Annotated in this window: 32 protein-coding genes and 1 riboswitch; of the genes, 20 read left to right on the top strand and 12 right to left on the bottom strand. The window is 44.3% G+C overall.

Annotation, left to right across the window (positions count from 1 at the left end):
* Nucleotides 1-68 precede the first annotated feature (68 nt).
* Nucleotides 69-1,898, top strand: coding sequence for an oligoendopeptidase F (pepF, locus tag AXI57_RS15025; protein ID WP_167375115.1), 1,830 nt, complete (start codon nt 69-71; stop codon nt 1,896-1,898).
* 35 nt (nt 1,899-1,933) lie between these two features.
* On the opposite strand, the gene AXI57_RS21420 is transcribed toward pepF, so the two are convergent.
* From AXI57_RS21420 to AXI57_RS15045, 5 genes are all read right to left on the bottom strand, one after another.
* Nucleotides 1,934-2,101: a hypothetical protein gene (locus AXI57_RS21420; RefSeq protein ID WP_003327573.1), complete on the bottom strand. Its 168-nt coding sequence runs from the start codon at nt 2,099-2,101 to the stop codon at nt 1,934-1,936.
* Nucleotides 2,102-2,413: 312 nt separating this feature from the next.
* Nucleotides 2,414-3,316, bottom strand: a complete 903-nt coding sequence (spxH, locus tag AXI57_RS15030; RefSeq protein WP_061670520.1) for a protease adaptor protein SpxH — start codon at nt 3,314-3,316, stop codon at nt 2,414-2,416.
* Nucleotides 3,313-3,711 (bottom strand): globin domain-containing protein, encoded by a 399-nt coding sequence (locus AXI57_RS15035; protein WP_010788246.1) that lies wholly within the window; start codon nt 3,709-3,711, stop codon nt 3,313-3,315. The genes spxH and AXI57_RS15035 overlap by 4 nt, the downstream gene beginning before the upstream one ends.
* A gap of 267 nt (nt 3,712-3,978) precedes the next feature.
* Entirely contained in the window at nt 3,979-4,689 is a 711-nt protein-coding gene (locus AXI57_RS15040; RefSeq protein ID WP_061670521.1) for a lytic transglycosylase domain-containing protein, read from the bottom strand.
* A gap of 14 nt (nt 4,690-4,703) precedes the next feature.
* Complete coding sequence (locus AXI57_RS15045) at nt 4,704-5,276, bottom strand: CYTH domain-containing protein (protein WP_061670522.1); 573 nt, start codon at nt 5,274-5,276, stop codon at nt 4,704-4,706.
* 124 nt (nt 5,277-5,400) lie between these two features.
* Here AXI57_RS15045 and AXI57_RS15050 point away from each other — a divergent pair, with 124 nt between their 5' ends.
* The 4 genes from AXI57_RS15050 to AXI57_RS15065 are packed head-to-tail and all read left to right on the top strand — an operon-like array spanning nt 5,401 to nt 8,168.
* Nucleotides 5,401-5,769, top strand: coding sequence for a UPF0738 family protein (locus AXI57_RS15050; RefSeq protein ID WP_003327569.1), 369 nt, complete (start codon nt 5,401-5,403; stop codon nt 5,767-5,769).
* A gap of 33 nt (nt 5,770-5,802) precedes the next feature.
* A complete protein-coding gene (yjbM, locus tag AXI57_RS15055; RefSeq protein WP_061670523.1) occupies nt 5,803-6,438 on the top strand; it encodes a GTP diphosphokinase in 636 nt (211 codons plus the stop codon).
* 18 nt (nt 6,439-6,456) lie between these two features.
* Nucleotides 6,457-7,257 (top strand): NAD kinase, encoded by an 801-nt coding sequence (locus tag AXI57_RS15060; protein ID WP_010788251.1) that lies wholly within the window; start codon nt 6,457-6,459, stop codon nt 7,255-7,257.
* A 14-nt stretch (nt 7,258-7,271) separates the two neighbouring features.
* A complete protein-coding gene (locus tag AXI57_RS15065; protein ID WP_061670524.1) occupies nt 7,272-8,168 on the top strand; it encodes an RluA family pseudouridine synthase in 897 nt (298 codons plus the stop codon).
* Between the two features lie 83 nt (nt 8,169-8,251).
* Here the strand turns inward: AXI57_RS15065 and prpE are convergent, their stop codons facing one another.
* Nucleotides 8,252-8,986 carry a bis(5'-nucleosyl)-tetraphosphatase PrpE gene (gene prpE / locus AXI57_RS15070; RefSeq protein ID WP_061670525.1) on the bottom strand — a complete coding sequence of 245 codons (735 nt, stop codon included), beginning with the start codon at nt 8,984-8,986 and terminating at the stop codon, nt 8,252-8,254.
* A 244-nt stretch (nt 8,987-9,230) separates the two neighbouring features.
* On the opposite strand from prpE, the gene AXI57_RS15075 reads away from it, so the two are divergent.
* From AXI57_RS15075 to AXI57_RS15120, 10 genes are all read left to right on the top strand, one after another.
* The gene (locus AXI57_RS15075) at nt 9,231-11,075 is read left to right on the top strand and encodes a monovalent cation:proton antiporter family protein (protein ID WP_061670526.1); all 1,845 of its coding nucleotides are present in this window, start codon (nt 9,231-9,233) and stop codon (nt 11,073-11,075) included.
* Between the two features lie 61 nt (nt 11,076-11,136).
* Nucleotides 11,137-11,245: riboswitch (TPP riboswitch) on the top strand.
* An 83-nt stretch (nt 11,246-11,328) separates the two neighbouring features.
* Nucleotides 11,329-12,036, top strand: coding sequence for a thiaminase II (gene tenA / locus AXI57_RS15080; RefSeq protein ID WP_003327562.1), 708 nt, complete (start codon nt 11,329-11,331; stop codon nt 12,034-12,036).
* Entirely contained in the window at nt 12,014-12,631 is a 618-nt protein-coding gene (gene tenI / locus AXI57_RS15085; RefSeq protein WP_061670902.1) for a thiazole tautomerase TenI, read from the top strand. Before tenA ends, tenI begins: the two co-directional genes overlap by 23 nt.
* Nucleotides 12,615-13,724 (top strand): glycine oxidase ThiO, encoded by a 1,110-nt coding sequence (gene thiO, locus AXI57_RS15090; protein ID WP_061670527.1) that lies wholly within the window; start codon nt 12,615-12,617, stop codon nt 13,722-13,724. The genes tenI and thiO overlap by 17 nt, the downstream gene beginning before the upstream one ends.
* Nucleotides 13,724-13,924, top strand: a complete 201-nt coding sequence (gene thiS, locus AXI57_RS15095) for a sulfur carrier protein ThiS (RefSeq protein ID WP_141292168.1) — start codon at nt 13,724-13,726, stop codon at nt 13,922-13,924. The genes thiO and thiS overlap by 1 nt, the downstream gene beginning before the upstream one ends.
* Before the next feature lie 3 nt (nt 13,925-13,927).
* Nucleotides 13,928-14,692: a thiazole synthase gene (thiG, locus tag AXI57_RS15100; protein WP_010788259.1), complete on the top strand. Its 765-nt coding sequence runs from the start codon at nt 13,928-13,930 to the stop codon at nt 14,690-14,692.
* Nucleotides 14,689-15,699: a thiazole biosynthesis adenylyltransferase ThiF gene (thiF, locus tag AXI57_RS15105; protein ID WP_061670529.1), complete on the top strand. Its 1,011-nt coding sequence runs from the start codon at nt 14,689-14,691 to the stop codon at nt 15,697-15,699. Before thiG ends, thiF begins: the two co-directional genes overlap by 4 nt.
* A gap of 18 nt (nt 15,700-15,717) precedes the next feature.
* Nucleotides 15,718-16,533: a bifunctional hydroxymethylpyrimidine kinase/phosphomethylpyrimidine kinase gene (gene thiD / locus AXI57_RS15110; RefSeq protein WP_061670530.1), complete on the top strand. Its 816-nt coding sequence runs from the start codon at nt 15,718-15,720 to the stop codon at nt 16,531-16,533.
* Between the two features lie 136 nt (nt 16,534-16,669).
* Complete coding sequence (gene fabI, locus AXI57_RS15115; RefSeq protein ID WP_061670531.1) at nt 16,670-17,446, top strand: enoyl-ACP reductase FabI; 777 nt, start codon at nt 16,670-16,672, stop codon at nt 17,444-17,446.
* A 104-nt stretch (nt 17,447-17,550) separates the two neighbouring features.
* A complete protein-coding gene (locus tag AXI57_RS15120; protein WP_061670532.1) occupies nt 17,551-18,264 on the top strand; it encodes a CotO family spore coat protein in 714 nt (237 codons plus the stop codon).
* Nucleotides 18,265-18,373: 109 nt separating this feature from the next.
* On the opposite strand, the gene cotZ is transcribed toward AXI57_RS15120, so the two are convergent.
* The 5 genes from cotZ to AXI57_RS15145 all read right to left on the bottom strand — a co-directional run bounded on the left by cotZ (nt 18,374) and on the right by AXI57_RS15145 (nt 20,935).
* Nucleotides 18,374-18,814, bottom strand: a complete 441-nt coding sequence (gene cotZ, locus AXI57_RS15125) for a spore coat protein CotZ (protein WP_003327550.1) — start codon at nt 18,812-18,814, stop codon at nt 18,374-18,376.
* A gap of 138 nt (nt 18,815-18,952) precedes the next feature.
* A complete protein-coding gene (gene cotY, locus AXI57_RS15130; protein WP_003327548.1) occupies nt 18,953-19,441 on the bottom strand; it encodes a spore coat protein CotY in 489 nt (162 codons plus the stop codon).
* 148 nt (nt 19,442-19,589) lie between these two features.
* Nucleotides 19,590-20,096 carry a spore coat protein CotX gene (gene cotX, locus AXI57_RS15135; RefSeq protein WP_061670533.1) on the bottom strand — a complete coding sequence of 169 codons (507 nt, stop codon included), beginning with the start codon at nt 20,094-20,096 and terminating at the stop codon, nt 19,590-19,592.
* Nucleotides 20,097-20,187: 91 nt separating this feature from the next.
* Nucleotides 20,188-20,508: a hypothetical protein gene (locus AXI57_RS15140; protein WP_061670534.1), complete on the bottom strand. Its 321-nt coding sequence runs from the start codon at nt 20,506-20,508 to the stop codon at nt 20,188-20,190.
* Between the two features lie 40 nt (nt 20,509-20,548).
* Nucleotides 20,549-20,935 (bottom strand): spore coat protein, encoded by a 387-nt coding sequence (locus tag AXI57_RS15145; RefSeq protein WP_061670535.1) that lies wholly within the window; start codon nt 20,933-20,935, stop codon nt 20,549-20,551.
* 171 nt (nt 20,936-21,106) lie between these two features.
* On the opposite strand from AXI57_RS15145, the gene AXI57_RS15150 reads away from it, so the two are divergent.
* The 4 genes from AXI57_RS15150 (at nt 21,107) to spoVIF (ending at nt 22,620) form a co-directional block, all read left to right on the top strand.
* Nucleotides 21,107-21,463, top strand: a complete 357-nt coding sequence (locus AXI57_RS15150) for a DUF1360 domain-containing protein (protein ID WP_061670536.1) — start codon at nt 21,107-21,109, stop codon at nt 21,461-21,463.
* A gap of 289 nt (nt 21,464-21,752) precedes the next feature.
* Nucleotides 21,753-21,959 (top strand): hypothetical protein, encoded by a 207-nt coding sequence (locus AXI57_RS15155; RefSeq protein WP_010788265.1) that lies wholly within the window; start codon nt 21,753-21,755, stop codon nt 21,957-21,959.
* 81 nt (nt 21,960-22,040) lie between these two features.
* Entirely contained in the window at nt 22,041-22,190 is a 150-nt protein-coding gene (locus tag AXI57_RS21015) for a YjcZ family sporulation protein (RefSeq protein WP_003327540.1), read from the top strand.
* Nucleotides 22,191-22,365: 175 nt separating this feature from the next.
* The gene (spoVIF, locus tag AXI57_RS15160) at nt 22,366-22,620 is read left to right on the top strand and encodes a sporulation-specific transcription regulator SpoVIF (protein ID WP_003327539.1); all 255 of its coding nucleotides are present in this window, start codon (nt 22,366-22,368) and stop codon (nt 22,618-22,620) included.
* 85 nt (nt 22,621-22,705) lie between these two features.
* Here the strand turns inward: spoVIF and AXI57_RS15165 are convergent, their stop codons facing one another.
* The gene (locus AXI57_RS15165; protein WP_061670537.1) at nt 22,706-24,991 is read right to left on the bottom strand and encodes an ATP-dependent helicase; all 2,286 of its coding nucleotides are present in this window, start codon (nt 24,989-24,991) and stop codon (nt 22,706-22,708) included.
* 118 nt (nt 24,992-25,109) lie between these two features.
* Here AXI57_RS15165 and AXI57_RS15170 point away from each other — a divergent pair, with 118 nt between their 5' ends.
* On the top strand, nt 25,110-25,364 hold the full coding sequence (locus AXI57_RS15170) for a hypothetical protein (protein WP_061670538.1): 255 nt from the start codon (nt 25,110-25,112) through the stop codon (nt 25,362-25,364).
* The last annotated feature ends 104 nt before the right edge of the window (nt 25,365-25,468 follow it).

Genomic DNA, 25,468 nt, shown 5'->3' on the forward strand with positions numbered 1-25,468 from the left:
ATACAAGTTTGTTGAGAAACAGCCGTTTTTTCAATTGGCTTGAATTAAAGAAAACGAGGGGGATCACCATGACTGAGGAAAAAAAAGCAAACCAACTGCCTGACAGAAGCGAAGTAAAGGCAGAAGATACGTGGAAACTAGAGGATATTTTTCCTAGTGATGAGGCCTGGAATAAAGAATTTCAAGCTGTGAAAGAGTTAATTCCTAATCTTTCTGAATTTAAAGGAACGCTCGATCATTCTGCGGATAATTTATACGAAGCCCTTACTTATCAGGACAAAGTAATGGAACGATTGGGCAAGCTGTACACATATGCGCATATGCGTTCTGACCAGGATACAGGGAACTCCTTTTATCAAGGCCTGAATGACAAGGCTGCCAATCTGTATACACAAGCTGCAAGCGCAACCGCGTACATGGTTCCTGAAATCTTATCCATACAAGAAGAAAAACTGCAGCAATTCCTTCTTGAAAAAGAAGAGCTGAAGCTTTACTCACATGCGATTGAGGAAATTACAAAAGAACGCCCGCACGTATTAAGCGAAAAAGAGGAAGCATTGTTGGCTGAAGCTTCTGAAGCGCTGTCTTCTTCTTCAAATACTTTCAGTGTATTGAATAATGCAGATATTACGTTCCCATCCATCAAGGATGAAAATGGACAAGAAAAGCAGATTACTCACGGCAATTTCATTAACTTTCTGGAAAGCGAAAACCGTGAAGTGCGCAAAAACGCTTTTGAAGCTGTTTACAAAACATACGGCCAATATAAAAACACAATGGCGACGACCCTCAGCGGCACCGTAAAAAAGGACAATTTCTATGCGAGGGTGAAAAAATATAAATCCGCCCGGGAAGCCGCGCTTTCAAACAACAGCATTCCTGAGGAAGTGTACGATAATCTTATTAAAACCATTAATAAGCATCTGCCGCTGTTACACCGTTATATCGAGCTGAGAAAGAAAGTGCTTGAGCTTGATGAAGTTCATATCTATGATTTGTACACGCCGCTTGTGAAGGATGCGGGTATGAAGGTCACATATGATGAAGCGAAAGAGTATATGCTCAAAGGGCTTGCTCCTTTAGGTGACGAGTATGCGTCTATTTTAAAAGAGGGCCTTGAAAACCGATGGGTGGACGTGTACGAAAATAAAGGAAAACGCAGCGGCGCCTATTCTTCAGGCACGTACGGCACGAATCCGTATATCTTGATGAACTGGCACGATAATGTCAACAACCTGTTTACGCTCGTTCATGAATTCGGTCATTCAGTTCACAGCTATTATACGAGAAAGCATCAGCCATACCAATACGGCAATTACAGCATCTTTGTCGCTGAAGTGGCGTCAACGACCAACGAAGCGCTTCTCGGAGAATATATGCTGAACAACTTAAAGGATGAAAAGCAGCGCTTATATCTTCTTAACCATATGCTTGAGGGCTTTAGAGGAACGGTCTTCAGACAAACGATGTTCGCCGAATTTGAACATCAAATTCATATGAAAGCGCAAGAGGGAGAACCGTTAACTCCTGAGCTTCTGAGCAGTATGTATTATGATCTTAATAAAAAGTATTTTGGCGATAATATGGTGATTGATAAAGAAATCGGGCTGGAGTGGTCAAGAATCCCGCATTTTTATTACAATTACTATGTGTATCAATATGCAACGGGCTATAGTGCAGCCCAAGCGCTGAGCAGCCAGATTTTGAAGGAAGGAAAGCCTGCTGTTGACCGGTACGTTGACTTCCTGAAAGCGGGCAGCTCTGAGTACCCGATTGATATTTTGAAAAAAGCGGGCGTTGATATGACATCGCCTGAACCAATCGAGGCCGCATGCAAAATGTTTGAGGAAAAACTTGATGAAATGGAAGAATTGCTGTTAAAAGTGAAGCATTCTTAAAAGCGAGAGCCTGTGCAAGCGAATGCACAGGCTCTTTAAAATCCTTTAAACGTTTTGCGGTGATTCAAACGGTACAGGGCAAATAAGATGGACAGAAACAATAGGGGAGATGTAATGTAAATCGGCAGCATGTGCATCATGGCTAATAAATTTAAAAAGAAAAAGAAGACAATCAATACAATAGAAATAACTGTGTAAAGCATGACCTTCCTCCTCGTCCTTGTTCATTACAAGCATATGAACATATTCGGTAAGTTATGTTTTGTGACAAAAATATGAACATTAATCGTATGGCTTGTCAAGAGTCGACAACTTTTGATATGATAAGGATGTGAAATTGATCACAAACAAACATTACCCCTTTGTTTGACCGTGAAAAATTTCTCCCATCCCCTTTGTTGTCGTTAAGACATATGAAACCGCGCTTATCCCGGCGCGGTTTCTTTATAACTTTAAACAAAACATACGTTCGTTTTTGGGTCAAAAAAACAGCCCCAAGCTATAAACGCCTGCGGCTATTTTTCACATGAATGCAATTGATCGGGGCTGCTGGCAAGAGACTGCCAAAACATTCCGTGCTTTGCTTCGACCTTGGCAACCTTCTTGGCAAACGCCAGTTTTTTCATTTCTCTTTCAACCTCTTCAAGGGTTAAATCATATACAAGTGCAATTTCCTTCGAGGCCACAAAGCGAAAGTATTCAATAAAGCATTCGAGCGGCGGTGTTTCTGAAGGCTTTGGCTCGTCGCCCAGCATTTCGAATAAAATCTCTTCATACACCTCATATGAATAATTTCCAGGCACCTTAAGCCCTTCGTCATCATGCTGTGTATTAAAAAATGTAAGAGTCGGGTTTACGGTAACATCCATTTCAGCTGCAATCTTCATGTCGCATTGGAGCGCTTTAACCGCACTTTGAGAGTGAAGATCCTTTTTGAATTCTTCAAGATCAAGCTTTGTTTTTTCAGCGATCTTCAGCAGCGTTTTTTCCTCCGTAATATTTTGCTTTGCAACAAACAGGCTTTCCTGCATATTGCGGAGAAATTGTATTCCGGCTTTTCGTCCTTGAAGCTCTGCCGCTTTTAAAGCGAGAGCTGCAAGATACGGGGAAGAGAGCGGCTGTTCTTGTTCGAGCCACAAAGTCCCGTCACAGGACATGCCGGAGCGGTTCGCGATTTTTTCCCAAGCCTCCGCCAGAAGATGCTTTTTTCGTTTTTGCTTGTTTAAAGATGTGATACTTGCGGCTGCAATAATCCGCAGGGTAAAAAAACGGCCGTAGCGGATTTTCAGCTTTTTTATGACAGGCTCTAAGGACCAGCATTCAGGACATAAAGGATCAACAAACATGTAAATTTCCAGCGGTTTCTTTGGGTGACCGTGGCAATGGGCGAAGTATTGGTCATGTTGATAGTTTGTCAAAATGATCGTTCCTCCGCTTCTGTCTGATTCACCATATGCCTTGCTGTCAATTCCAGCCGCCCGAACAGGAATTCACGAATGTCCCCTTCTAAACCGACATGGTCCATTGCATCGCTCATACAGCTGAGCCATGCATCCGCCCTCTCATGCGTGATGGGAAAAGGAAGATGACGTGCTCTGAGCATCGGATGGCCGTGTTCTTCAGTATAAAGAGGCGGTCCGCCTAAATACTGAGTCAGAAATTGCTTTTGTTTTCTGGCCGTTTCTGTCAAATCGCTCGGAAATATCGGCTTCAGCAAAGGATGAGACGCGACACGCTCATAAAAAGTATCAACAAGTTGCGATAGAAGTTCTTCTCCAATCGCTTCATAAGGTGCGTTAAACGATTGTCCCATGTTGACTACTCCTTTAAATATGGCTAATAGGAATCATAATTCCTATTGCGAAAGTACATGTAGTGTTTATTATTTTCATCTACCATTTATTTTAGCAACAAGGCCTAATTTCTACAAACAAACTGCCTTTTATGCGCTCAGGGTTTGCCTGATGTGCCGGAAAATCGCACAGTACCGCGCTTGTATTTCATATCATATCACATTAAATTCATGAATGTGTAAGATTTCACTCCGCAAAAAAACCAGAGGGCTCATAGCCGCTCTGGTTTAGGCGTAATAGTTCGCAGTGACTTTTTTTACGTAGTTTTGAGTTTCCTTAAAAGGAGGAATGCCGCCGTATTTATCCACATTTCCCGGTCCGGCGTTATAGGCTGCCAAAGCCATGGAAACATTTCCGTCATATTTGGACAGCATTTGCTTCAAATATTTTGTTCCGCCCTCTATATTTTGCGCGGGGTCAAGCGCGTTTGACACGCCGAGAGAGCTTGCGGTTGACGGCATCAGCTGCATGAGTCCCATGGCGCCTGAGCCGCTTACGGCTTTGGAGTTGAAGCCTGATTCCTGCTGTATCACCGCGCGAATCAGGTTTTCATCAACACCGTGTTTGTCCGCCGCTTTTTTAATGGCGCTGTCGATTGAAAAGTCGCCTTTTGTTGAGGAAATTGCGGCTGTATTTGCCGCTGAGCTGCTTACGGCTTCCGGTGCGCTTTCTTCTATATTCGGCGTGCTGCCTGATAAAGAGCCCAGCCCGTTAGATGAAAGCACTGCCGGCGACAGCCTATAAAAACTGTTTGCCTGTGTTTGCAGATTTGATGCCAAGGACGCGGACTGCGGGCTTATGTTCTGTGTATACTGGCTGAGCAAAGAGCTGAAGTTTGAAAGCGGGCTGCCTGAGGCTTGAGTGCTCCCTGTATTTGTGCTGGCGATTGATTGTAATGCCTGAAGCTGAAGCAGAGCCGCCCAATTCGTTACGTTCACTTTGTCATTCCACCTTATAATGACTTTCGTTTTTGTTCATAAAAACGGAAGATTTTATTTTTTGTTTCACGCTGAGGAATGCTGAACTGCTGAAGAAGCTTTTCGAAAGCCATTTTGCCTTCATCCCAGTCTGCTGCTTCGAATTCCAATTCAAAATCCTCTTTATTTAAATATCGGCTGTGGTCTAAAACTATTAAGCCCTTTTCGGATTCTTTTTCTGCCCGATTTGTGGCAAGCGACCCAAAATAGCGGATCGCCTCGCAGTCAACCTCAAGCTGGACGAGCTGCTCCTGAACAGGGCCGGCCGGAACAATGAATTTCTCAAATTCTGGCACTTCCGTTAACGCTTGATGGGTTTCTAAAAGTCCGACGGCTGCCGGTTCTTTTAACGTCAGCACATACCGGCCGTTCTTTTTACGGATTCTCAGGGCTGCACCCTTATGTTTTAGCGCAAAGCTTTTTGTATCAAAATAGTGGTTCTCCTGTAAAACAAAATCCTCATTGTCTAGCTGGTAAGCTTGTGTCAGTTTTTCAAACTCGTTTTTTGTGAGCAGATTTTTAAATTCAATTTCAATTTCCTGGGCCATACTTTTCTTCCTTTCCGCACTGTAAATCGTATTTTTACTATTATCTCTTTAGATGTTACGTTTATCAATATTGATCTTGATATGATAAAATAAATCTGTACTTTGGTGAAAAAAGGAGAGCATTATGCAAAAGAGAATTGAAATCATGAATGCAACATTAACGGATGATCAGCTTCGCTTTACATGTCAGGCAGAGGGAGATGAAGCGGAGCGCAAGGCGTCAGGTCAAATGCTTGTTGATTCTGACCACTTTGCTTTTGTATACATACTTGAATTGGCTGATTCATTTGAATATGTCATTATAAAGGAAAATGTATGGCCGGAACTGAAACAGGCCCACAGTGACAGGAAACCGGTATTTTTAGAAGCGGGGAGCCAAATGATAGAGCTGTCAGGCCTGCATGAGGAACTTGAATACCTTTTAGAAAATATTAAAGATAATGCAAATTACGGTGAGGAAATGGAAGAAAAAGTGAGAAGTGTATTCCTCTAGAAAAAACTAGGGTCCGGAATTGGGGGATGTAAGATGGATGACAAACAATGGGAGCAGTTTTTAGTGCCGTACCGCCAGGCAGTAGAGGAATTGAAAGTGAAGCTGAAGGGAATCAGAACACTTTATGAATATGAGGATGACCATTCGCCGATCGAGTTTGTGACAGGCCGGGTGAAGCCGGTGGCAAGCATTCTGGAGAAAGCCAGACGGAAAAGCATCCCATTACATGAAATTGAGACTATGCAGGATATTGCGGGCCTTAGAATTATGTGCCAATTTGTGGATGATATTCAAATGGTAAAAGACATGCTGTTTGCAAGGAAAGATTTCACTGTCGTGGATAAGCGTGATTATATCGCAGAGCATAAAGAAAGCGGGTACCGCTCCTATCACCTTGTTGTTTTATACCCTTTGCAGACGCCCGCCGGTGAAAAACATGTTCTGGTTGAAATTCAGGTCCGCACGCTTGCGATGAACTTTTGGGCGACAATTGAGCATTCATTAAATTATAAATATAGCGGAAATATACCTGAAAAAGTAAAGCTGAGGCTTCAGCGGGCTTCGGAAGCGGCATCCCAGCTTGATGAAGAGATGTCTGAAATCAGAGGTGAGATTCAAGAAGCTCAAGCAGCCTTCTCAAGAAAGAAAAAAGGCAGTGAGCATCAATAAGAAAAGGGGGAAGAAGACGTGAAATTTTCCGTATCGTCAAAAGGAGACAGCGTGTCTGACACGCTGAAAAGCAAAATACAGGCGTATTTATTGGATTTTGATATGGAATTGGATGAAGACGAACCTGAAATCGTAATTTCTGTCGGCGGAGACGGAACGCTGCTTTATGCCTTCCACAGATACAGCGAACGTTTGGACAAAACGGCTTTTGTCGGTGTCCATACCGGCCATCTTGGGTTTTATGCAGATTGGGTTCCCCATGAGATTGAAAAGCTTGTTCTTGCGATAGCGAAAACGCCTTATCATATTGTGGAATACCCAATACTCGAAGTAACTGTCAGATATCATGAGGGCGAGCGGGAAGAGAAGTATCTGGCGCTGAATGAATGCACCATTAAGAGTATTGAAGGCAGCCTTGTGGCTGACGTGGAAATAAAAGGGCAGCTATTCGAAACCTTCCGGGGAGACGGTCTCTGCCTGTCAACGCCATCGGGCAGCACCGCTTATAATAAAGCGCTGGGCGGAGCGATCATCCATCCGTCTATCAGAGCCATCCAGCTTGCGGAGATGGCATCTATTAATAACCGTGTTTTCCGTACGGTAGGCTCGCCGCTCCTTCTTCCCGATCACCATACTTGTGTGATCAAACCGAGAAATGAGGTTGATTTTCAAGTCACCATCGACCATCTGACGCTCCTTCATAAGGATGTGAAATCCATCCAATGCCGAGTGGCTTCTGAAAAAGTAAGGTTTGCAAGATTCCGTCCGTTTCCATTTTGGAAAAGGGTGCAGGATTCCTTTATCGGTAAAGGCGAGTAAAGCGAGGAAATATATTGAAGAATTTTTTTATTCGGAAAGAGATCAGTTCTGCTGATGAGGGCATGACGGTAAAAGAATACGCCGGAAAGATGGGGATTTCAAAACGTATGCTGACGGATATTAAATTCGGAGGCGGAGATATTCTCATTAACGGCGGGCACGTCACAGTAAAATATGTACTGAAGCTTGGAGACACACTGGTGTTCGAGTTTCCCGAGGAACAGGTGAGCGAGTCTCTTTTTCCAGAGCCGGTTCCGCTGCATGTGTTGTATGAAGATGACCATGTGCTTGTGATTAACAAACAGCCGTATGTTTCATCTATACCTTCCAGAGAGCACCCTTCCGGAAGCATCGCAAACGGCATCCTCGGCCATTATAAGAAAAACGGCGTGCGTGCTACGGTTCATCTTGTCACTCGGCTTGACAGAGACACATCGGGTGTGATGCTGATTGCGAAGCATCGGTTTGCACATTCCATTTTGTCAACGGGGCAAAAAAACGGACTGGTCAAAAGGCGCTATCTCGCAGTTGTGCACGGCAGCATGGAGCAAGCTGAAGGCACGGTTGACGCGCCGATCGGCAGAAAGCCGGACAGCATTATAGAACGAATGGTCACACCCGGCGGACAGCGGGCTGTTACTCATTTTCAAGTCAATGAAAAGACAAACGGCTTAACATCGGTGACATTGCAGCTTGAAACGGGAAGAACCCATCAAATCCGTGTTCATATGAGCCATCTCGGCCACCCTTTATGCGGTGACACGCTGTATGGGGGAACAAGGCAGAAGATCAGCAGACAGGCCCTCCACAGTGAGAGGCTGTCCTTTATCCACCCGCTGACGGATGAAACGATGGTCTTTTATGCCCCGGTTCCGCAAGATATGCAGCAATTAATAGAGGAAAGCCGTTAACAAACGCTTCTCTCAATGTACGGCGGCCATCCTTCAAGGACAAAGAAGCCAGGGCATTCTCAATGCTCTGGCTTCTCTTTTTTTTACTGTTCGCGAAAACGTGATTCATCATACGGCATTGAGCTTTCAACGGAGACAGTCTCATGTTCAGGAAACCGGAAAGCTGTCAGCTGATTTCCGAATACACAGCCAGTGTCAATATTAATAGTGCGATTGACGATTCTCGGTTTTTTTACCGGGGTATGGCCGTACACCACCCACGCTTTGCCATTATATGTTGCGGCCCAATCTCTTCTTACGGGTCTTCCATCCGGCAGTGTTTCACCCGTTACATCTCCATACAGGACAAAATCCTTTACTTTTCTTGATTGTTTACCGATATCGTCAGCCTTTATGCCAGCATGGGCGACAACCAGATCTCCGTTATGTAAGATGTCGTAAAGCGGCGCCTTTTCATATAATCTGATAAATTGCTCCTTCACCGCCGTCCTGTCCTCATCGGAAAGCTGCTTGAGCTCGGCCTCGGTTGTTTCAAGTCCGTGCATGACTTTAACGGGATTTCCTTTTAAAAAACGGTATAGTTTATTGCAATGATTTCCCGGGACATAACGGACTGCGTCTTTCTCATACGCTTTTGCCACAAATCGAACAACCTCGATTGACTTTGGCCCTCTGTCTGTCAGATCCCCTGCGAATACGAGCATTCTGCCGTCAGAATGGACAGGCACCCCGTTTTGGATGGTGTAGCCGAGTTTTTTGATCAATGCGATCATTTCATCATAACATCCATGAATATCACCGATTACATCGTAGGCCATTTTTAGATCCTCCTCATGTTATTTTATTTATTATGAAGCAAATTCTCGTGACTCATCACATCGCTTTATGTGCAAATTATAGAAAGAAATTGTATTTGATAAAAGAAATAAGCCTTATCACTTTTTTTTCATGTCTGACCTTGTTAAAATCACGTTATGTTTTTTTAAAAAAGGTTCCGTTCGTGCTTGTGTAAACTCACTTTATCCTGGTTTTGAATGGTTTCTTAAAGGAGGTTTTTTATATATGGAGCATACATCTGTCGCTTCTTTAGTTGTTGTACTTGTAGTCGCATTTTTAACTCCGATTCTTTTGCATCGTTTTAAGCTCAGTATCCCCGTGGTAGTAGCTGAGATTATCATGGGGCTTATTATTGGAAAAAGCGGCTTTAATTTAGTAGTAGAGGGTGATACGTGGCTTGAAACGCTCTCTGTGCTTGGATTTATCTTTTTAATGTTTTTAAGCGGGCTGGAAATTGATTTTTCGTCTTTTGAGAAAGGCAAGAAAAAACAATTTCTCCCGAACGGCAAGGAGGCACCGAATACATTTAAAACAGCGTCTGTCATCTTTCTCGGCATCTTTGTTTTATCTTTGGCGCTGTCGTACGCATTTGTGCTGGCCGGGTTTATTGATAACGCCTTTTTAATGACGCTGATTATATCAACCATTTCTTTAGGCGTTGTTGTGCCGACTTTAAAAGAAGAGCGGATTATGAATTCAAATATCGGGCAGATCATTTTGCTTGTGGCTGTCATTGCTGACTTGGTTACTATGATTCTTCTCGCTGTTTTTGCTTCTTTGTACGGGAACGATAATGGTAACATGTGGCTCTTAATGATTTTGTTTGCAGCCGGAGTTGTACTTTATTTCTTCGGGCGAATCTTTAAGCACCGTTCTTTCGTGGAGTCGATGTCAAAAGGAACGATCCAAATCGGCACACGTGCGATTTTTACGTTGATTATCGTCCTCGTCGCATTGTCTGAATCACTTGGAGCTGAAAATATTCTCGGCGCATTTTTAGCCGGTGTGCTTGTTTCTCTGCTTTCGCCGAACAAAGAGCTGGTGCAGCAGCTGGATTCCTTCGGCTACGGCTTTTTGATTCCGATTTTCTTCGTGATGGTCGGTGTTAAATTAGACATTTGGTCGCTTTTTCAGGACCCATTGATTTTAATCATGATTCCGCTTCTCTTAATCGCGCTGCTATTGAGCAAAATCCTTCCTGTCCTTTACTTGAAAAAATGGTATGACAACAGGACGGTATGGGCATCGGGCTTTTTATTGACGTCTACGCTTTCTCTTGTCATTGCGGCTGCGACGATTGGAGAACGCCTGCATATCATCAGCCCGAATATGTCTGGGGCGCTGACTTTGGTTGCTGTCATTGCAAGCATTATAACGCCTGTCGGCTTTAAGAAATTGTTTAAAAGAGAAGAGGAGCCGGAGGAGAAAAAGACCATTACGTTTATTGGCGCCAATCAGATGACGCTGCCGGTAACATTGGAATTACCTGAGGAAGAGTATGAAGTCAGGGTGGTCCACGTATATCAGGAAAATGCGGAAGAAAAGCTGTCAGACTCTGTTTTCAGCGTGGAAACCATTTCTGATTATGAGCGTGAAACCCTTGAGTCACATGGGATATTTGAGACGGATGTCCTCGTGGTGGCGACAGGTAATGAAGATGTAAATGCTGATATTGCTCTTTACGCCAAAGAAAAAGGAACGGAACGGGTAATCGCAAGCGTCGGCTCAGTTGAACATGAAGCTGAATTAAAGGAGGAAGGCATCAATACATTTTCAATTTTGCTTTCTACTAAGACACTGCTGCGTGCGCTTATCGAAGCTCCGGGTGTTATGAAGTTGCTCACAAACCAGGAATCTTCGCTGTACCAAATTAATATGGAAAACAGCAAATACGATGGTGTCATTTTGCGTGAATTCCCTCTAACGGGAGATGTCATTTTTGTCAGGATTTTCAGAGGAGTGGACAGCATTGTTCCCCATGGAGATACAAGGCTTCAATCAGGTGACCGTCTGATCGTGACCGGATCACGTAAGTATGTGACGGAAATGAAAAGAACACTGGAAGGATAAACCTTGACCAAAAATGGATTCATGTTAATATAGAGGTGCAGTAAAAATTAAAATATAATTGTATGACCACTAGGGGTGCCCTTCAAAAGGGCTGAGATAAAAGTGAGACTTTTAGACCCTCATAACTTGAACAGGTTAAAACCTGCGTAGGGAAGTGGAGCGGTATTTGGGTTATTTTATCTATGCAAATTCCAAACCACTTTTCCTTCCGGGAAAGTGGTTTTTTTATTTTTCAGACTGGGGGAATGACATGATGAAGTTTTCGCAAGAGTGTCGTCAGGCAGCAGCAGAATGGTGGGATGGAAGCTTTGTCCATCCGTTTGTGCAGGGAATTGGTGACGGGAGCCTCCCGATTGACCGGTTTAAATATTATGTTCTTCAAGACTCTTATTACTTAACGCATTTTGCAAAGGTCCAGTCGTTCGGTGCTGCATATGCCAAGGATCTTTTTACGACGGGGCGAATGGCAAGCCACGCGCAAGGCACATATGAAGCGGAAATGGCGCTGCACCGTGAATTTACAGAGCTTTTGGAAATCAGTGAAAAAGAGCGTGAGGAGTTTAAGCCGTCTCCTACTGCGTATTCTTATACATCTCATATGTACCGTTCGGTGATGAGCGGGAACTTTGCGGAAATTTTGGCTGCTCTTTTGCCATGCTATTGGCTTTATTATGAAGTGGGCGAGAGGCTGCTTGAATGTGATCCGGGTCATCCGATTTATGAAAAATGGATAAATACCTATGGCGGCGACTGGTTTAAACAGCAGGTGGAAGAACAGATTAACAGATTAGATGAATTAGCGGAAAGCAGCACGGAGGAAGTCCGCGCCAAAATGAAAGAGAATTTTGTCATTTCCAGCTATTACGAGTACCAATTTTGGGGAATGGCCTACCGGAAAGAAGGCTGGTCGAACAGCGCCGCAAAAGAGGTGGAGAAACTTGGAGCTGCACGCGATAACTGATAATTGCCAGCGTGTTGAACATCTTGCGGCTTCGATCATTGCCGTTAAAGATGAGGTTGATTTCATTCATATCAGAGAACGGTCAAAATCGGCTGATGATATCCTGAAGCTGCTTGAGCTTATTTATCAAGGCGGTGTTGAGAAGCAAAAGCTGATTGTGAATGATCGGGTGGATATTGCGCTCTTTGCCAATATTCATCGTGTTCAGCTGCCGGGCCATAGTTTTTCGGCAAAACGGGTGAGAGCGAGGTTTCCCCATCTTCATATCGGACGGTCTGTTCATTCGCTTGAAGAAGCCGTTCAAGCAGAACGTGAAGATGCGGATTACGTGCTGTTCGGGCATGTATTTGAAACGGAATGCAAACAAGGTTTAGAAGGCAGGGGTGTACAGCTCTTGACAGAAATAAAACAAACGCTTGCGATACCGGTGATTGCATTAGGAGGTATAACGCCCTCCAGGATACCCGAAGTGAGACAAGCCGATCCTGCGGGGATTGCTGTCATGTCCGGAATATTTTCAGCGCCGGATCCTTTGGAAGCCTCCAGAAGCTATTCCCGCAAGCTAAAGGAGAACAAGTATGAAAAGGCACTATGATACAGTCATCATCGGCGGCGGGATCATTGGTTCAGCCATCGCTTATCATTTGTCAAAAGAAAAGCAAAAAACGGCTTTGTTTGAGAGCGGAACAATCGGCGGAAAAACAACGAGCGCAGCTGCGGGAATGCTTGGAGCTCACGCCGAGTGCGAGGCGCGGGATGCGTTTTTTGATTTTGCCATGTACAGCCAGCGTTTATATCAGGCGCTTGGAGCCGAGCTGAACGAACGGTCAGGCATTGATATCAGACGGCACAACGGCGGAATGTATAAGCTGGCGTTTTCAGAAGAAGACGTCGCTCGTTTACGGCAGATGGACGATTTAGACTCCGTCAGCTGGCATACAAAAGAAGAAGTGCTGGAGAATGAGCCGTATACGTCAAAAGAGATTGCCGGAGCCAGTCTGATTAAAGCTGATGTCCATGTTGAGCCTTTTTACGTATGCAAGGCTTACGCCAAAGCGGCAAGGCTTTCAGGGACTGAGTTGTATGAACACACATCCGTTACGGAAATAAAGCGGGACGGAGATGCCGTCTGCATCACAACGACGGCCGGTGAAGTCTATGCGGATCATGTTGTCGTGGCGAGCGGGGTATGGAGCGGGCAGTTTTTTAAGCAGCTCGGTCTGAACCAAGCGTTTTTCCCTGTTAAGGGAGAGTGCCTTTCTGTCTGGAATGACGATTTTCCGCTTACGAAAACACTTTATCATGACCATTGCTATATCGTTCCGAGAAAAAGCGGCAGATTGGTCGTGGGGGCGACAATGAAACCGGGGGATTGGAGTGATAAGCCGGAACTTGGCGGACTTGAATCCATTATGCAGAAAGCAAAAACAATGCTGCCGGCTATCCAATATATGAAGGTAGACCGTTTTTGGGCTGGTCTGCGGCCGGGAACTGGAGACGGCAAACCTTATATCGGCAGGCACCCGGAGGATAGCAGGATTCTATTTGCCGCAGGCCACTTCAGAAACGGAATTTTGCTGGCTCCGGCTACTGGTGAAGTAATTTGCGATTTGGTCATGGACAGAAAGGTCAATCAAAAATGGATAGACGCGTTTAGAATTGATCGCAAGGAGGCGGTTCAGGCATGATGCTTCAGCTGAATGGAAAACAAGTGGAATGGGACAAGGACACCGGCACTATCCAAGATTTACTCGCGTTCTACCAGCTTGAAAATAAAATTGTTATTGTGGAGAGAAATAAAGAAATCATTGATAAAGAGAACTATCGGCATATTAATCTCTGTGATCGGGATGTTATAGAAATTGTCCATTTTGTAGGAGGCGGATGAGAAATGCTAACAATTGGCGGAAAGCAATTTTCTTCAAGATTACTATTGGGAACAGGGAAATATCCAACATTTGAAATTCAAAAGGAAGCGGTACACGTTTCTGCGTCTGATATTTTAACTTTTGCTGTCAGGAGAATGAATATTTTTGAAGCGTCCCAGCCGAATTTTCTGGAACAGCTTGATTTATCCAAATATACACTGCTTCCAAACACAGCGGGAGCAAGTACCGCGGAAGAAGCGGTCAGAATTGCAAGACTTGCGAAAGCATCAGGTCTTTGCGACATGATTAAAGTGGAAGTAATCGGGTGCAGCCGTTCCTTGCTGCCGGATCCGGTTGAGACTTTAAAAGCGTCTGAACAGCTTTTGGAAGAGGGATTCATCGTTCTGCCTTATACGTCTGATGATGTCGTCTTGGCCAGAAAGCTTGAAGAGCTTGGCGTTCATGCTATTATGCCGGGTGCTTCACCGATAGGGTCAGGCCAGGGAATCGTTAATCCTTTGAATCTGTCATTTATCATTGAACAGGCTAAGGTGCCGGTCATTGTTGATGCGGGAATCGGCTCTCCTAAAGATGCAGCGCATGCAATGGAATTGGGGGCGGACGGTGTCTTGTTAAATACCGCTGTATCCGGGGCAAATGATCCCGTTAAGATGGCGCGCGCCATGAAGCTCGCAGTGGAAGCGGGCCGCCTTTCCTATGAAGCGGGCCGAATTCCGGTGAAACATTACGGAACGGCGAGCAGCCCGGGAGAAGGTCTTCCTGTATGACGGGCAGGTATTCCAGACAGGAGCTGTTCGCTCCGATCGGCCCCTCAGGCCAAGAAAAGCTGAGGGAAGCGCGTGCGGTGGTTATCGGCGGCGGCGCGCTTGGCACAGCCAGTGCTGAAATGCTTGTCAGGGCGGGAGTCGGGTCTGTGACGATCGCTGACAGAGATTATGTGGAATGGAGCAATTTACAGCGCCAGCAGCTATATACAGAGGACGATGTGAAAAAGGAAATGCCGAAAGCCGCTGCTGCTGAAAAGCGGCTTCGTTCCATTAATAGCGACGTACATGTCAAAGGGATTGTCATGGATGTCACTGCTGAAAATGTTTCTGAGCTGATCGAAGGAGCGTCCGTGATTGTGGATGCCGCCGACAATTTTGAAACCCGCCTGATCGTTAATGATGCCGCTGTGAAAATGGGGATTCCTTTTCTTTACGGCGCATGCGTCGGCAGCTACGGACTAACCTTTACTGTTTTGCCTGGTGTTACGCCTTGTCTTCATTGTTTGCTCGACAAACTTCCTTTAGGAGGATTAACGTGTGATACAGCCGGCATCATCAGTCCCGCCGTCCTGCAGGTCGCTGTCTATCAGGTGACAGACGCGCTTAAACTTTTGACGGGTGAACGGACTGAACCGATGATTCGGTCTTTTGATTTGTGGAAGAATGAGCGGTCTGAGATAAACGCAGCAAGTCTCGTTAATGCTTCCTGCCCGAGCTGCGGCACAAAAGATTTTCCGTTTTTATCCTATGAAAATCAAACAAAAGCGGCTGTGTTGTGCGGCAGGGACACCGTGCAAATCAGGTCAGGACTTGCCAAACAGCCTGATCTTGAATCGCTTGCTGTGCGGCTGAGACAGGCAGGGCTTGAAGTGACGGCGAACCCATATTTAATTTCATGCCGCTCACATGACATGAAGATGGTGTTGTTTCAGGACGGAAGAGCGTTTATACACGGGACAAATGATATTACCAAAGCTAAATCCCTTTATCATAAGTGGATCGGGTAATGTGAAAGGAGTTATTTTATGAGTATCAGTAAAGCATTGACCATCGCCGGCTCTGACTCGGGAGGCGGCGCAGGTATTCAGGCGGATTTAAAAACCTTCCAGGAGCTGGATGTATACGGCATGTCAGCTATTACTGCGGTGACGGCCCAGAATACATTAGGTGTTCATGGAGTATATCCGCTGTCTGTAGAAGCGCTCGGCCGGCAAATTGACGCAGTCGCAGAAGATTTAAGACCAGATGCAATCAAGACGGGAATGCTGTGGAGCGCGGAAATGATTGAAGAAGTTGCGAGGAAAATCGATCAGTATCAATTGGATCGGCTGATTGTTGACCCGGTAATGATTGCAAAAGGCGGTGCCTCATTATTACGCGATGAATCAGTTGCCACGCTGAAGGAGCTTCTGGTCCCCAGAAGTTATGCGATCACGCCAAATGTGCCTGAAGCAGAGGCGCTGACAGGAATTCAAATCCACACGATGGATGACCGGAAAAGGGCCGCTGAAAAATGTATCGAGCTTGGGGCGCAGCATGTCATTATTAAAGGCGGACACCAGCCGAAAGATGAAACGATCATTGACCTACTTTATGATGGAAAAACGTTTACACAAATCAGCCATCCATATGTTAATACGAAGCACACCCATGGAACAGGCTGTACCTTTGCCGCTGCTTTAACGGCTCAAACCGCCAAAGGACACGGGATTCATGCGGCTTTTGAAGTCGCGGCAAACTTTGTTCGTGAAGCGGTGGAACATACGCTTGGAATTGGAGCAGGCCATGGTCCGACAAATCATTTTGCATTTAAAAGAAACAGCTTAAATACAGCTGATTAGGGATCACCTTTTGAAAGGTGATCTCTTTATGTGCCTTTTTTCAGTTCTTTTATTCTGCCCTTCGTTATGATATGATGAATATTAAGATCAGGTACTAATACTATGTATTGACATGAATATAGGAGGCTTTATACATATGAATTTTTCACTGGAAGGCCGCAACATCGTCGTAATGGGAGTTGCCAATAAACGCAGTATCGCCTGGGGAATCGCACGTTCTTTACACGAAGCTGGCGCACGACTGATTTTCACTTATGCGGGTGAACGCTTGGAGAAGTCAGTGAATGAATTGGCAGGGACATTAGAACGAAACGATTCAATTATACTTCCTTGTGACGTAACAAACGATGAGGAAATCGAAACATGTTTTGCAAGCATTAAAGAGCAGGTCGGCGTTATCCACGGTATCGCGCATTGTATCGCTTTTGCGAACAAAGAAGAGCTTGTCGGCGAATATTTAAATACGAATCGTGACGGCTTCCTTTTGGCGCATAATATCAGCTCATATTCATTGACAGCTGTCGTCAAAGCCGCTCGTCCGATCATGGCAGAAGGCGGAAGCATTGTGACATTGACTTACCTTGGCGGAGAACTCGTTATGCCGAATTACAACGTCATGGGAGTGGCGAAAGCTTCTTTAGACGCAAGCGTAAAATATTTAGCTGCTGATTTAGGTAAAGAAAATATTCGTGTAAACAGTATTTCAGCTGGCCCGATCAGAACATTGTCTGCTAAAGGCATCAGCGACTTCAATTCAATCTTAAAAGACATCGAAGAGCGTGCGCCGCTCCGCCGCACGACAACGCCTGAAGAGGTTGGAGATACAGCTGCATTCTTATTCAGCGATATGTCCAGAGGCATCACTGGTGAAAACCTTCACGTTGATTCAGGTTTCCATATTACCGCACGCTAAGTAAAATATTCAAAGGCAGTCCCAATTGGGATTGCTTTTTTCTTTCTTCTGATTTTTAACATTCTGTCATATAGATAGGATATGACAGAATCGGAGGGATGAAGATGTCAAATAAAAACAGAGACGCGGATATAAAACCGCTCATGTATATTGTTCAGCCCAATTACTCAGAAACAAGATCTTCTATGCAGGAAATTGTGATCAAGCGAAAGGTCAAAACGGCTCCGCCGGAAGAGCGGAAAAAGCCGGAAACGGCTGAAAAGAGGCATGAAGAATCTCTGAAAAAAGATATCCAGCAAGAAAAAGGAGCGGTGCAGCAGCAAGAAGCACAGCAGCATGAGGGGACGTTGCAGCAGCAGGAAGCACGGAAGCATGAGGAGACGTTGCAGCAGCAGGAAGCACAGCAGCATGAGGAAACCGCGCAGCACCAAGAGGCGCAGCAATCGGAATCGGCACAGCAACAAGAAGAAACTGAAGATCGTCAAAAAAACGAGAAAGAGCCGGCTGCCGAAGTGAAGAAGCCCGAAAAAGAACCGGAAGCCGTCCATAATGCGGAAGCGGAGGAAAAACAAACACCTCCAAGAAGAGTGAAAAAACCGATGAGCAAAATGTCCATTATTGAAAAAATTGACTTTTTAACAAAGCTTCCGCACAATATGCCAAGAGCTCTTTGCCTGATTGAAGCGAATGGAAAAACATACAGAGGGGTGATCGTCGGAAGAAGAAATAATTCCGTCCTTCTTCGCACGACCGGAAACGGCGCGCCGACAGAGCTGGTAATTGATGACATCACCTCTTTGCATCCGCTTGGATTTTGATAAGATGGGTTATGGCTGTCTGGATTACCTCCGGCAGCTTATTTAGATGAAAGAAAAAGCCTGCAGGTTTCTGCAGGCTTTTTTTTTATCTGGGAAAGGATGTCTGTCTTTAGTGAGTGCGATTAAGAAGTCTTGGGTTTAAACAATTGATTGCACAGAAGCAATCTAGATCAACTTCTACGCAAAAGTTTGTTTTTTCCAGACGGAACACGTCGCAAACCGTATCTTTATCTGTGAAATCTAAAATGTGTTTATGTTCGTCAAATGCGATTAATAGGCTTAGCGTGGCACAGCCGTCATGGACTTTTTCTACTCTGAAGAATGCGGTATTGAAACAAGGTCCGTTATCCAGTTCGCCGACATTCCCGAACGCAACGAAAGGTTTTGATTTTGAAGTGAATATTGCGAATGGTACAGTATCGCCTAATGTATAGGATGGAGACAAAAGCTTTGAATAGCAGCCTGTCGGGCATTCTTCTTTTACTGCGCTTTGGAGATCCTCGATATTCTCAACCGCTTCACGCACACAGCTTGATGATTTCTGGCTCATATTATCCCTCCTGCCTTAAAGTTTTAAATGACTGGCAAAAATAATGGAGAGTCAGCTGCTCATAAAGAGAGCAGCTGAATGATTTTGCATCCGTAATCAAAGCTTGGAAGGGGATTTCTTTTCATGCAAAATCAGTGTTTATCCATGATGATGATGCTTTTTGTCCTTGCTTGGCGATGTCCGGTCAACTAATTCCGGAGACAGACATTGAATCGCGCAGAAGCAGCTTAGATCAACTTCGATACAAAAGTTTGTTTTCTCAAGACCGAAGAAATCTGGATCACAAGGGTGGCACACGCTGAGTGTGTCACAGTTTACATCGACAGGCCGTAAAATAGAGAGTGTCGCACAGCAGTCGCATAATTTTTCAACTCGGAAGAAAATGGATTCGAAGCATTGCATATCATCCACAAATCCTCCGACGTTTCCAAATGTGGAGAACAATCCGCCTTTTTTATCGTACACAAGAAACGGAATTGAGTCTTTTCCAGCAATGTTCGGGCTTAAAAGATTGGTATAGCAGCCAGTGGGACACTGTTCTTCAACTGCCTCCTGCTCTGCTAAAATCTTTTCAACCGCTTCGCATACACAGTTTTCATGTCGGCCATGGTGTTTTCCGCAGCTCATGGATTTCAGCTCCTTCTTATAGGGTATTTGACTTTAGTCTTTAACAACATATGTACGCGAGCCCCACTTGGTGTGGGTATCCGTCTATAAATTAATATATGCAGGAAAATAAGAAAAAGCAGAGCATTTTTAGCTCTGCTTTTAGGTCTTAGAGGATGAGCGTGATGACTAGGATGGCTAAGAGAGTGTTTGTTGCTGTAGAGATAAGCACTGCGATGTCAGCATCTACTGTTGTGACATTTACGCCGCGGGAGCATTCGATAAGAAGTTTTTGTCGGTTTACTTGTTTATTAGCTGTAAGCTGCAATAAATCTTGTGCGACTAATTCGGCAATTACTCCGTCTGCAATTGATGTGAGAGTAGCTGTAACAACAGCAGCATTAAGCGCTGTGACAACTGATGTTACCGCTTGAACGTCTGTAGATGAAACGTTGATGTCACAAGAATCTCTAATAATAATTGTCTCATCGGAGACTTGTTTGTTGAGATTTGCCTGAGCTAGATCTTGGTCGATGAAAGCATTGTTGTCGCCAAACCCATTACCATTGCAGCAAATATCGCAATTACATTTTCTATCTTTCTTTTCTTCTTTGTCGTCTAGCGGATGGTCGCAGTCAGGATCAAGTGCAACCCAAGAATATGGTCTGCTTTCCATATCTATTCCTCCTTTTCTTTTACTATTATTAAATGAGCCAGCCTCTTACTTTGACTCAGGCATATACCCTAGTGAATAACACTATTTTTGATTATTTATCAGGATTTTGGCGTCTCTGCCGGAGCTGTTCGATTAATTGTTCTCTGCGGCTTTGCGGCTTTTGGTTTTTTGGCTGTTCTTGTTCTTTTTCCTGTTCCTTTTTCTTTCTCTGGCTTTCAAGGAAAGCATCGGACTTTGCCTGCATGTCTTTCACTAATGCCAGAAGCATTTCTTTTTCTTCATCTGATACTTCTTTTAATTTATCCTTCGTAACGCCGTGTTTTTTAAAGATATTGCTGACAAGCATTTTCATCATCGGGTCTACTTCTGGAAGCTTAGCGAGCTCTTCTTTGAACTTTTCGTTATCTGCCAATTGTTTTCACCTCAACTTTAAAGTATGTGAAAAGAAAGGGTTAAAGGATGCCTAGTTCAATGAAAAGTATATTTAATAATTGAAGTAGAATTTGTACAAAGGCCATGATATCGTCTGCTGCCAGAGTGATCCTGATATTTCGGCTGTTGATGACTTGAATGACCGTTCTTTTTTTGATCTGACAATCATCCAGGATGAGGATTTCACTTACCACTCCGTCAGCTGCGTCCTGATCGGCGATCATCAGTTGTGTCGCTAGGATAATCATTGTAGTAACCGAAGCTTGTATGGAAAGAGCGGCCGTTATATGTGTTGTATCAATGGTGATATTTTCACAATCAATCACTTCGATTTGCTGCTCGAATTCGTTGGATAATTGATCAAATATTTGAGGATGCAGTGATTCAGCTTTTTCTTCAAACGACATAACCTTCACTCCTTTCTTATCCATACTTTATATAATGCAGATCAAGTGCAGAGGGGAATAAGAAAAACAACCAATCCGCACCCATTTTTTTACCGGACAAGATGCGATTCATGAGGATCAGGGTTTTGGCATATATGTAAAAGAGGTCATGTTTAAAAAAGGAGTGAATCAGTGGTTATCAATTGGCTTTCTTTTATTCTTCTTTCGTTTGCAGTGTTTCGCCTGGCGCGGCTTTTCGTATTCGACACCATCATGGCGCCTCTCAGAAGCCTTTTTTATGAAGAGAAGGAGGAAACAGATGCAGACGGGAATGTCGAGACGTATATTGTCATCAAAGGAACAGGCGTAAGGGCGTTTATAGGAGAATTGCTCAGCTGTTATTGGTGTACGGGTGTGTGGTGCGCCGGATTTTTAATCGTGTGCCAGGCGCTTATCCCGGCTATCGCTCAGTGGCTGATTTTACTGTTGGCCATCGCCGGTCTTGCCGGAATCATTGAAACTCTTGTTTCGAAGTGGCTGCAAGAATAAGGCGAACCCACCAGAAACTTTTAAACAAAAAAAGCATAAATTAGCATATATGACATAATGAAAGGAAGGATTCACTATGAGCCAACTAAGCAAACCTTCCCAAAAATCTCCATATCAAGGTTCAACCAATCAACAACCTTATTCTAAAAAAATAAAAAAGAAAGGCTGCGGATGCGGCGGCAAGAAAAAGCCTCAGTAGCCTGGCGGAGAAACCGGAGATGTCCGGTTTTTTGTTTTTTTAGAAACAAGTTCGCTCCCCTTTGCATACATCATGAACAGGGGGGATACAGTGAGCGAATTTGAAGCGTATATAAATGGAAAATACCGGCCGCATGATGAAAAGCAAAGGGAGCATGACAAAAAGATCCGAAATATTGAGAAGGAATTAGCCCGATTTGATCAAGCCGGTATGACCTTTGAACAAGAGATCGAAACGTTTGCGGAAGAGACGGAAGCCCGGCTGAAGAAACATGCAGAATTTCCAAAACATCCATAAATCCGCAAGCGCCCTATGCATTTATCCAAGCCAAATGATTTGAGTCACATAGTGTATAGAGAGTAAAGGAGGTGCTTAATTATGGGTTTCGGATACGGATACGGCGGAGGCTGCTATAGCGGCGGAGGTTACGCTGGAGGATATTCTGGAGGCGGATACGGTTCCACATTCGTTCTTGTGGTCGTATTGTTCATTCTTCTTATTATCGTAGGCGCATCTTTTTTTGGTTAATATGATCTAACTAGAGGAAGTACGGGAACTTGCCCCGTGCTTCCTTACCTTGTGTAAATCATTCATGTGAATCAAAAAACTTGTGGGCGGACTGCAATTTTCTCGCGATGGAAAAAGCACACTATCGTGCGGCGCTCATACAATAATGTATTACTCCAACAAAAGGAGGCACATGATGGATAATCAATTTTTTAAGAATATTGAAAAGAAAACAGGCGTGAATATGAACGATGTCATGAATCTTGCCGGCTCTTTGCAAAACGCCAATTTTAAAGACGAGAATACAGTCAGAAGCGTGATTAAGCGTGTATCGCAGCTTGCGAACAAACGCGTGCCGAAAGAGTTAGAAGATAAGATCGTTGAGTCCATTACGAGCGGAAAAGAAAAGCTTGATTTTGGCACGATTTCAAAAATGCTTAACAATAAATAAGCAACCCTGGGTCCTGCTGTTTCAAATGGCGGGCCTTCTTTATTTGAAAAAGCCTGACAGATGGCCTGTCAGGCTGATTTCCATTTTATTTGTGTAAGGACGATCGTTTGTTCAGCTGCATAAGCGGCTGCAAAAATCTGGAGCGGTGAGCGGTTTTTCCCCGTCGATTTGCCGGACAGGAAATATACAAATGCTGTTCTGCCCGGGTCATCGCAACGTAAAGCAGTCTTCTTTCTTCTTCAAGAGCGGTTTCGTCTCCTTTTCTCGCCGTTTCAAGCGAGAAATCGTGCGGAATCGAGCCGTCTACCGCTCCTAGTACATAGACCGTTTTGAATTCTAATCCTTTGGAACGGTGAACGGTCATAAGCTGGACGCCGTTTTCTGCTGTTTTGTTTTTTTCAGCAGCGCGCATATGATCGACATGAGCGAGAAAGTCAGGTATGGTCTTAAATTTCTTGGCGACAACCTTTACATCCCGGAGGTCATCCGACCCTTTTTCCAGCTTGTTTCCTTCGTTGCCGCGTTTTTTTAAATACTCGGAAAAGCCCATCTTACCTTCAGCAAACGTGATGGCTTCTACCGGTTTCATGGTGCGAAGGCTGGCGAAAAACGGCACGATTTTTTTGATTTTATTCAGCTGGAAGGGCTTGAGGTCCGGAAGCTTTGTCAGAGCTTTGACCATCGAGCAATCTTCCGTAATCGAGAGAGCCTTTAGCGTATTTAAGGCTGACTGTTTTAAAAACAGTGCGGGAAGCAGATGTTTGATGGCTTCTGTATCATCTTCGTTCTGGCTGACATATAAGTAAGCCAGAATTTGGCGGACGATTCTTCTGCTGTAAAAGGATTGAACGCCGCGATCCGCTGTATATGGAACTGATGATTGATGAAGCCGTTCGTAAATGGCCCGCCCGCCGCTGTTTGTCCGGTAAAGAACCGCGAAGTCTTCCGGACGCGCGCCGTTTTGAATTTTTTCTTTTATATCGGACACGACCATAGTCGCTTCTTCCTCTTCGTCATAAGGATAAAACAATACCGGGTGCTGCACATCGTCACGGGTGGCTTCTAACGTTTTCACATACCGCTTTTTATTTTTCTTCACCACAAGATCAGCGCTTGAGACAATCGGATGAGTCGATCTGTAATTGGCCGTTAAGTAAACGGTCTTTGCCCCGGGATAATCCTTCTGAAAGTCGAGGATAAAAGAAGGGCTGCTTCCGCGAAACGCGTAAATTGACTGATCATCATCTCCGACACAGCACAGATTTTGTTCTGGGCTGGCGAGCATTTGCATGATTTTATATTGCACCGGATTTATGTCTTGGAACTCATCTATTAAAATATAAGTGAAGCGAGTCTGGTAATGTTCGAGAATATCAGGCCGCAATTGAAACAGTTCATAGCACGCGGACGCCATATCATCAAAATCAAATTGGCCATGTTCTTTTTTCTGCCGTTCGTAATGCTCGTACAGCCGGTAGACTTGTTTTTCCCATTCATCCTTTAAAGGAATGCGTTCTCCAGGCAAATAAGAGTTTTTCCAATAGCCGATCTGCTGGATTGCTTGATCGACGGGAAACTCTTTTTCGTCTGCCCCTTCTTCATAAAGCGCTTTTTTTATATACTGCTCCTTTTGCCATTCCATTTTCAGCAGATGGTCTCCGTTCCATTTGGAAGAATCATAATGATAGAGAATCTTATAAAATAAGCTGTGGAACGTTCCGGTGACAAGCCTTCCTACATGTTGGGGCGCCAGTCCGTATTCATTAGCCATCCGTTCTTTCATTTCGGCGACTGCTTTTGTCGTAAAGGTCACAAGCAGCATGTTCTCCGGCGATACGCCAAGGTGTTCAATCATATGGGCGGCGCGGGCGGTCAGCACGCGTGTTTTTCCGCTCCCCGCACCGGCAAGCACAAGCAGCGGACCTTCCGTTTCCGTTACAGCCTGAAGCTGATCAGTGTTTAAACCGATCGTTGGAAAAAGAGACAAGTGCTGTGCTTCCGGTTTTTTTAGAAAAGGCGTGCCGGGCTTTATTTTTCTTGGCGGCTGCCATTCTGTCAGGACGGGAGATTTATCGGCTGAAATGGCTTTGCCTTTAGGTAAACGGAAAACGCCGGATTCCTCGTAATCTTCCTTTTTTGCTTCCTGTTTGCGGGGTGTTGAATGGCAAGCCTCTTCGCAAGCTGAGAAATCTCCTTTTTCACGGTGGAGAAATTCAGGTTCCTGAAGAATATCGAGCCGCATGATGACAGGCCTTCCGCAATGGGCGCAAAATAAATGTCCTTTTACCGCTTCTTCATAGAGGAATTGGTAATGTTCTCTCGAATATGTATGTAAATGTATTGTTCGATCATTCAGTCGGGCACATTTCAAAAAGGGGTCCTCCCACTAAAGGTGTTCATGTATTTGCAGACAAAGAATATCATAACAAAAGAATAGCGTTTCAAAAAGTAAGTTTAAGGGAAAAAGAGAGCAAAGGGGAGGGTATCATATGATATATGCTGGTCCAATCCAAAATCACCAATATGCTCAGTATGCAAATCGCACAATAGGCCATAAACAGGATTATGCCGGAACAGAAAAGATCAGCTATGTCCCGTTTCAGCGGGTATACAAGGAACTTGAAAAACAGCAGGAAAATCAATCTGCGGCAGAAAAAAGAGTGAACAAAGCGAAACGTAAGCGGTTACTTTATAAGAACGAAAAAAGATTTGAAAAGGGAAACTTTATTAATGAATATAAATAAAAAATCTCCGATACCATTTCGGAGATTTTTTATTGCAGAATATTACATAAAATTAACCGATAAAAAGTTAAATAAGAGTCTTTTGATATATATATTGTTGAAAA

It is taken from the genome of Bacillus atrophaeus (assembly GCF_001584335.1).
GTDB classification, from domain to species: domain Bacteria; phylum Bacillota; class Bacilli; order Bacillales; family Bacillaceae; genus Bacillus; species Bacillus atrophaeus.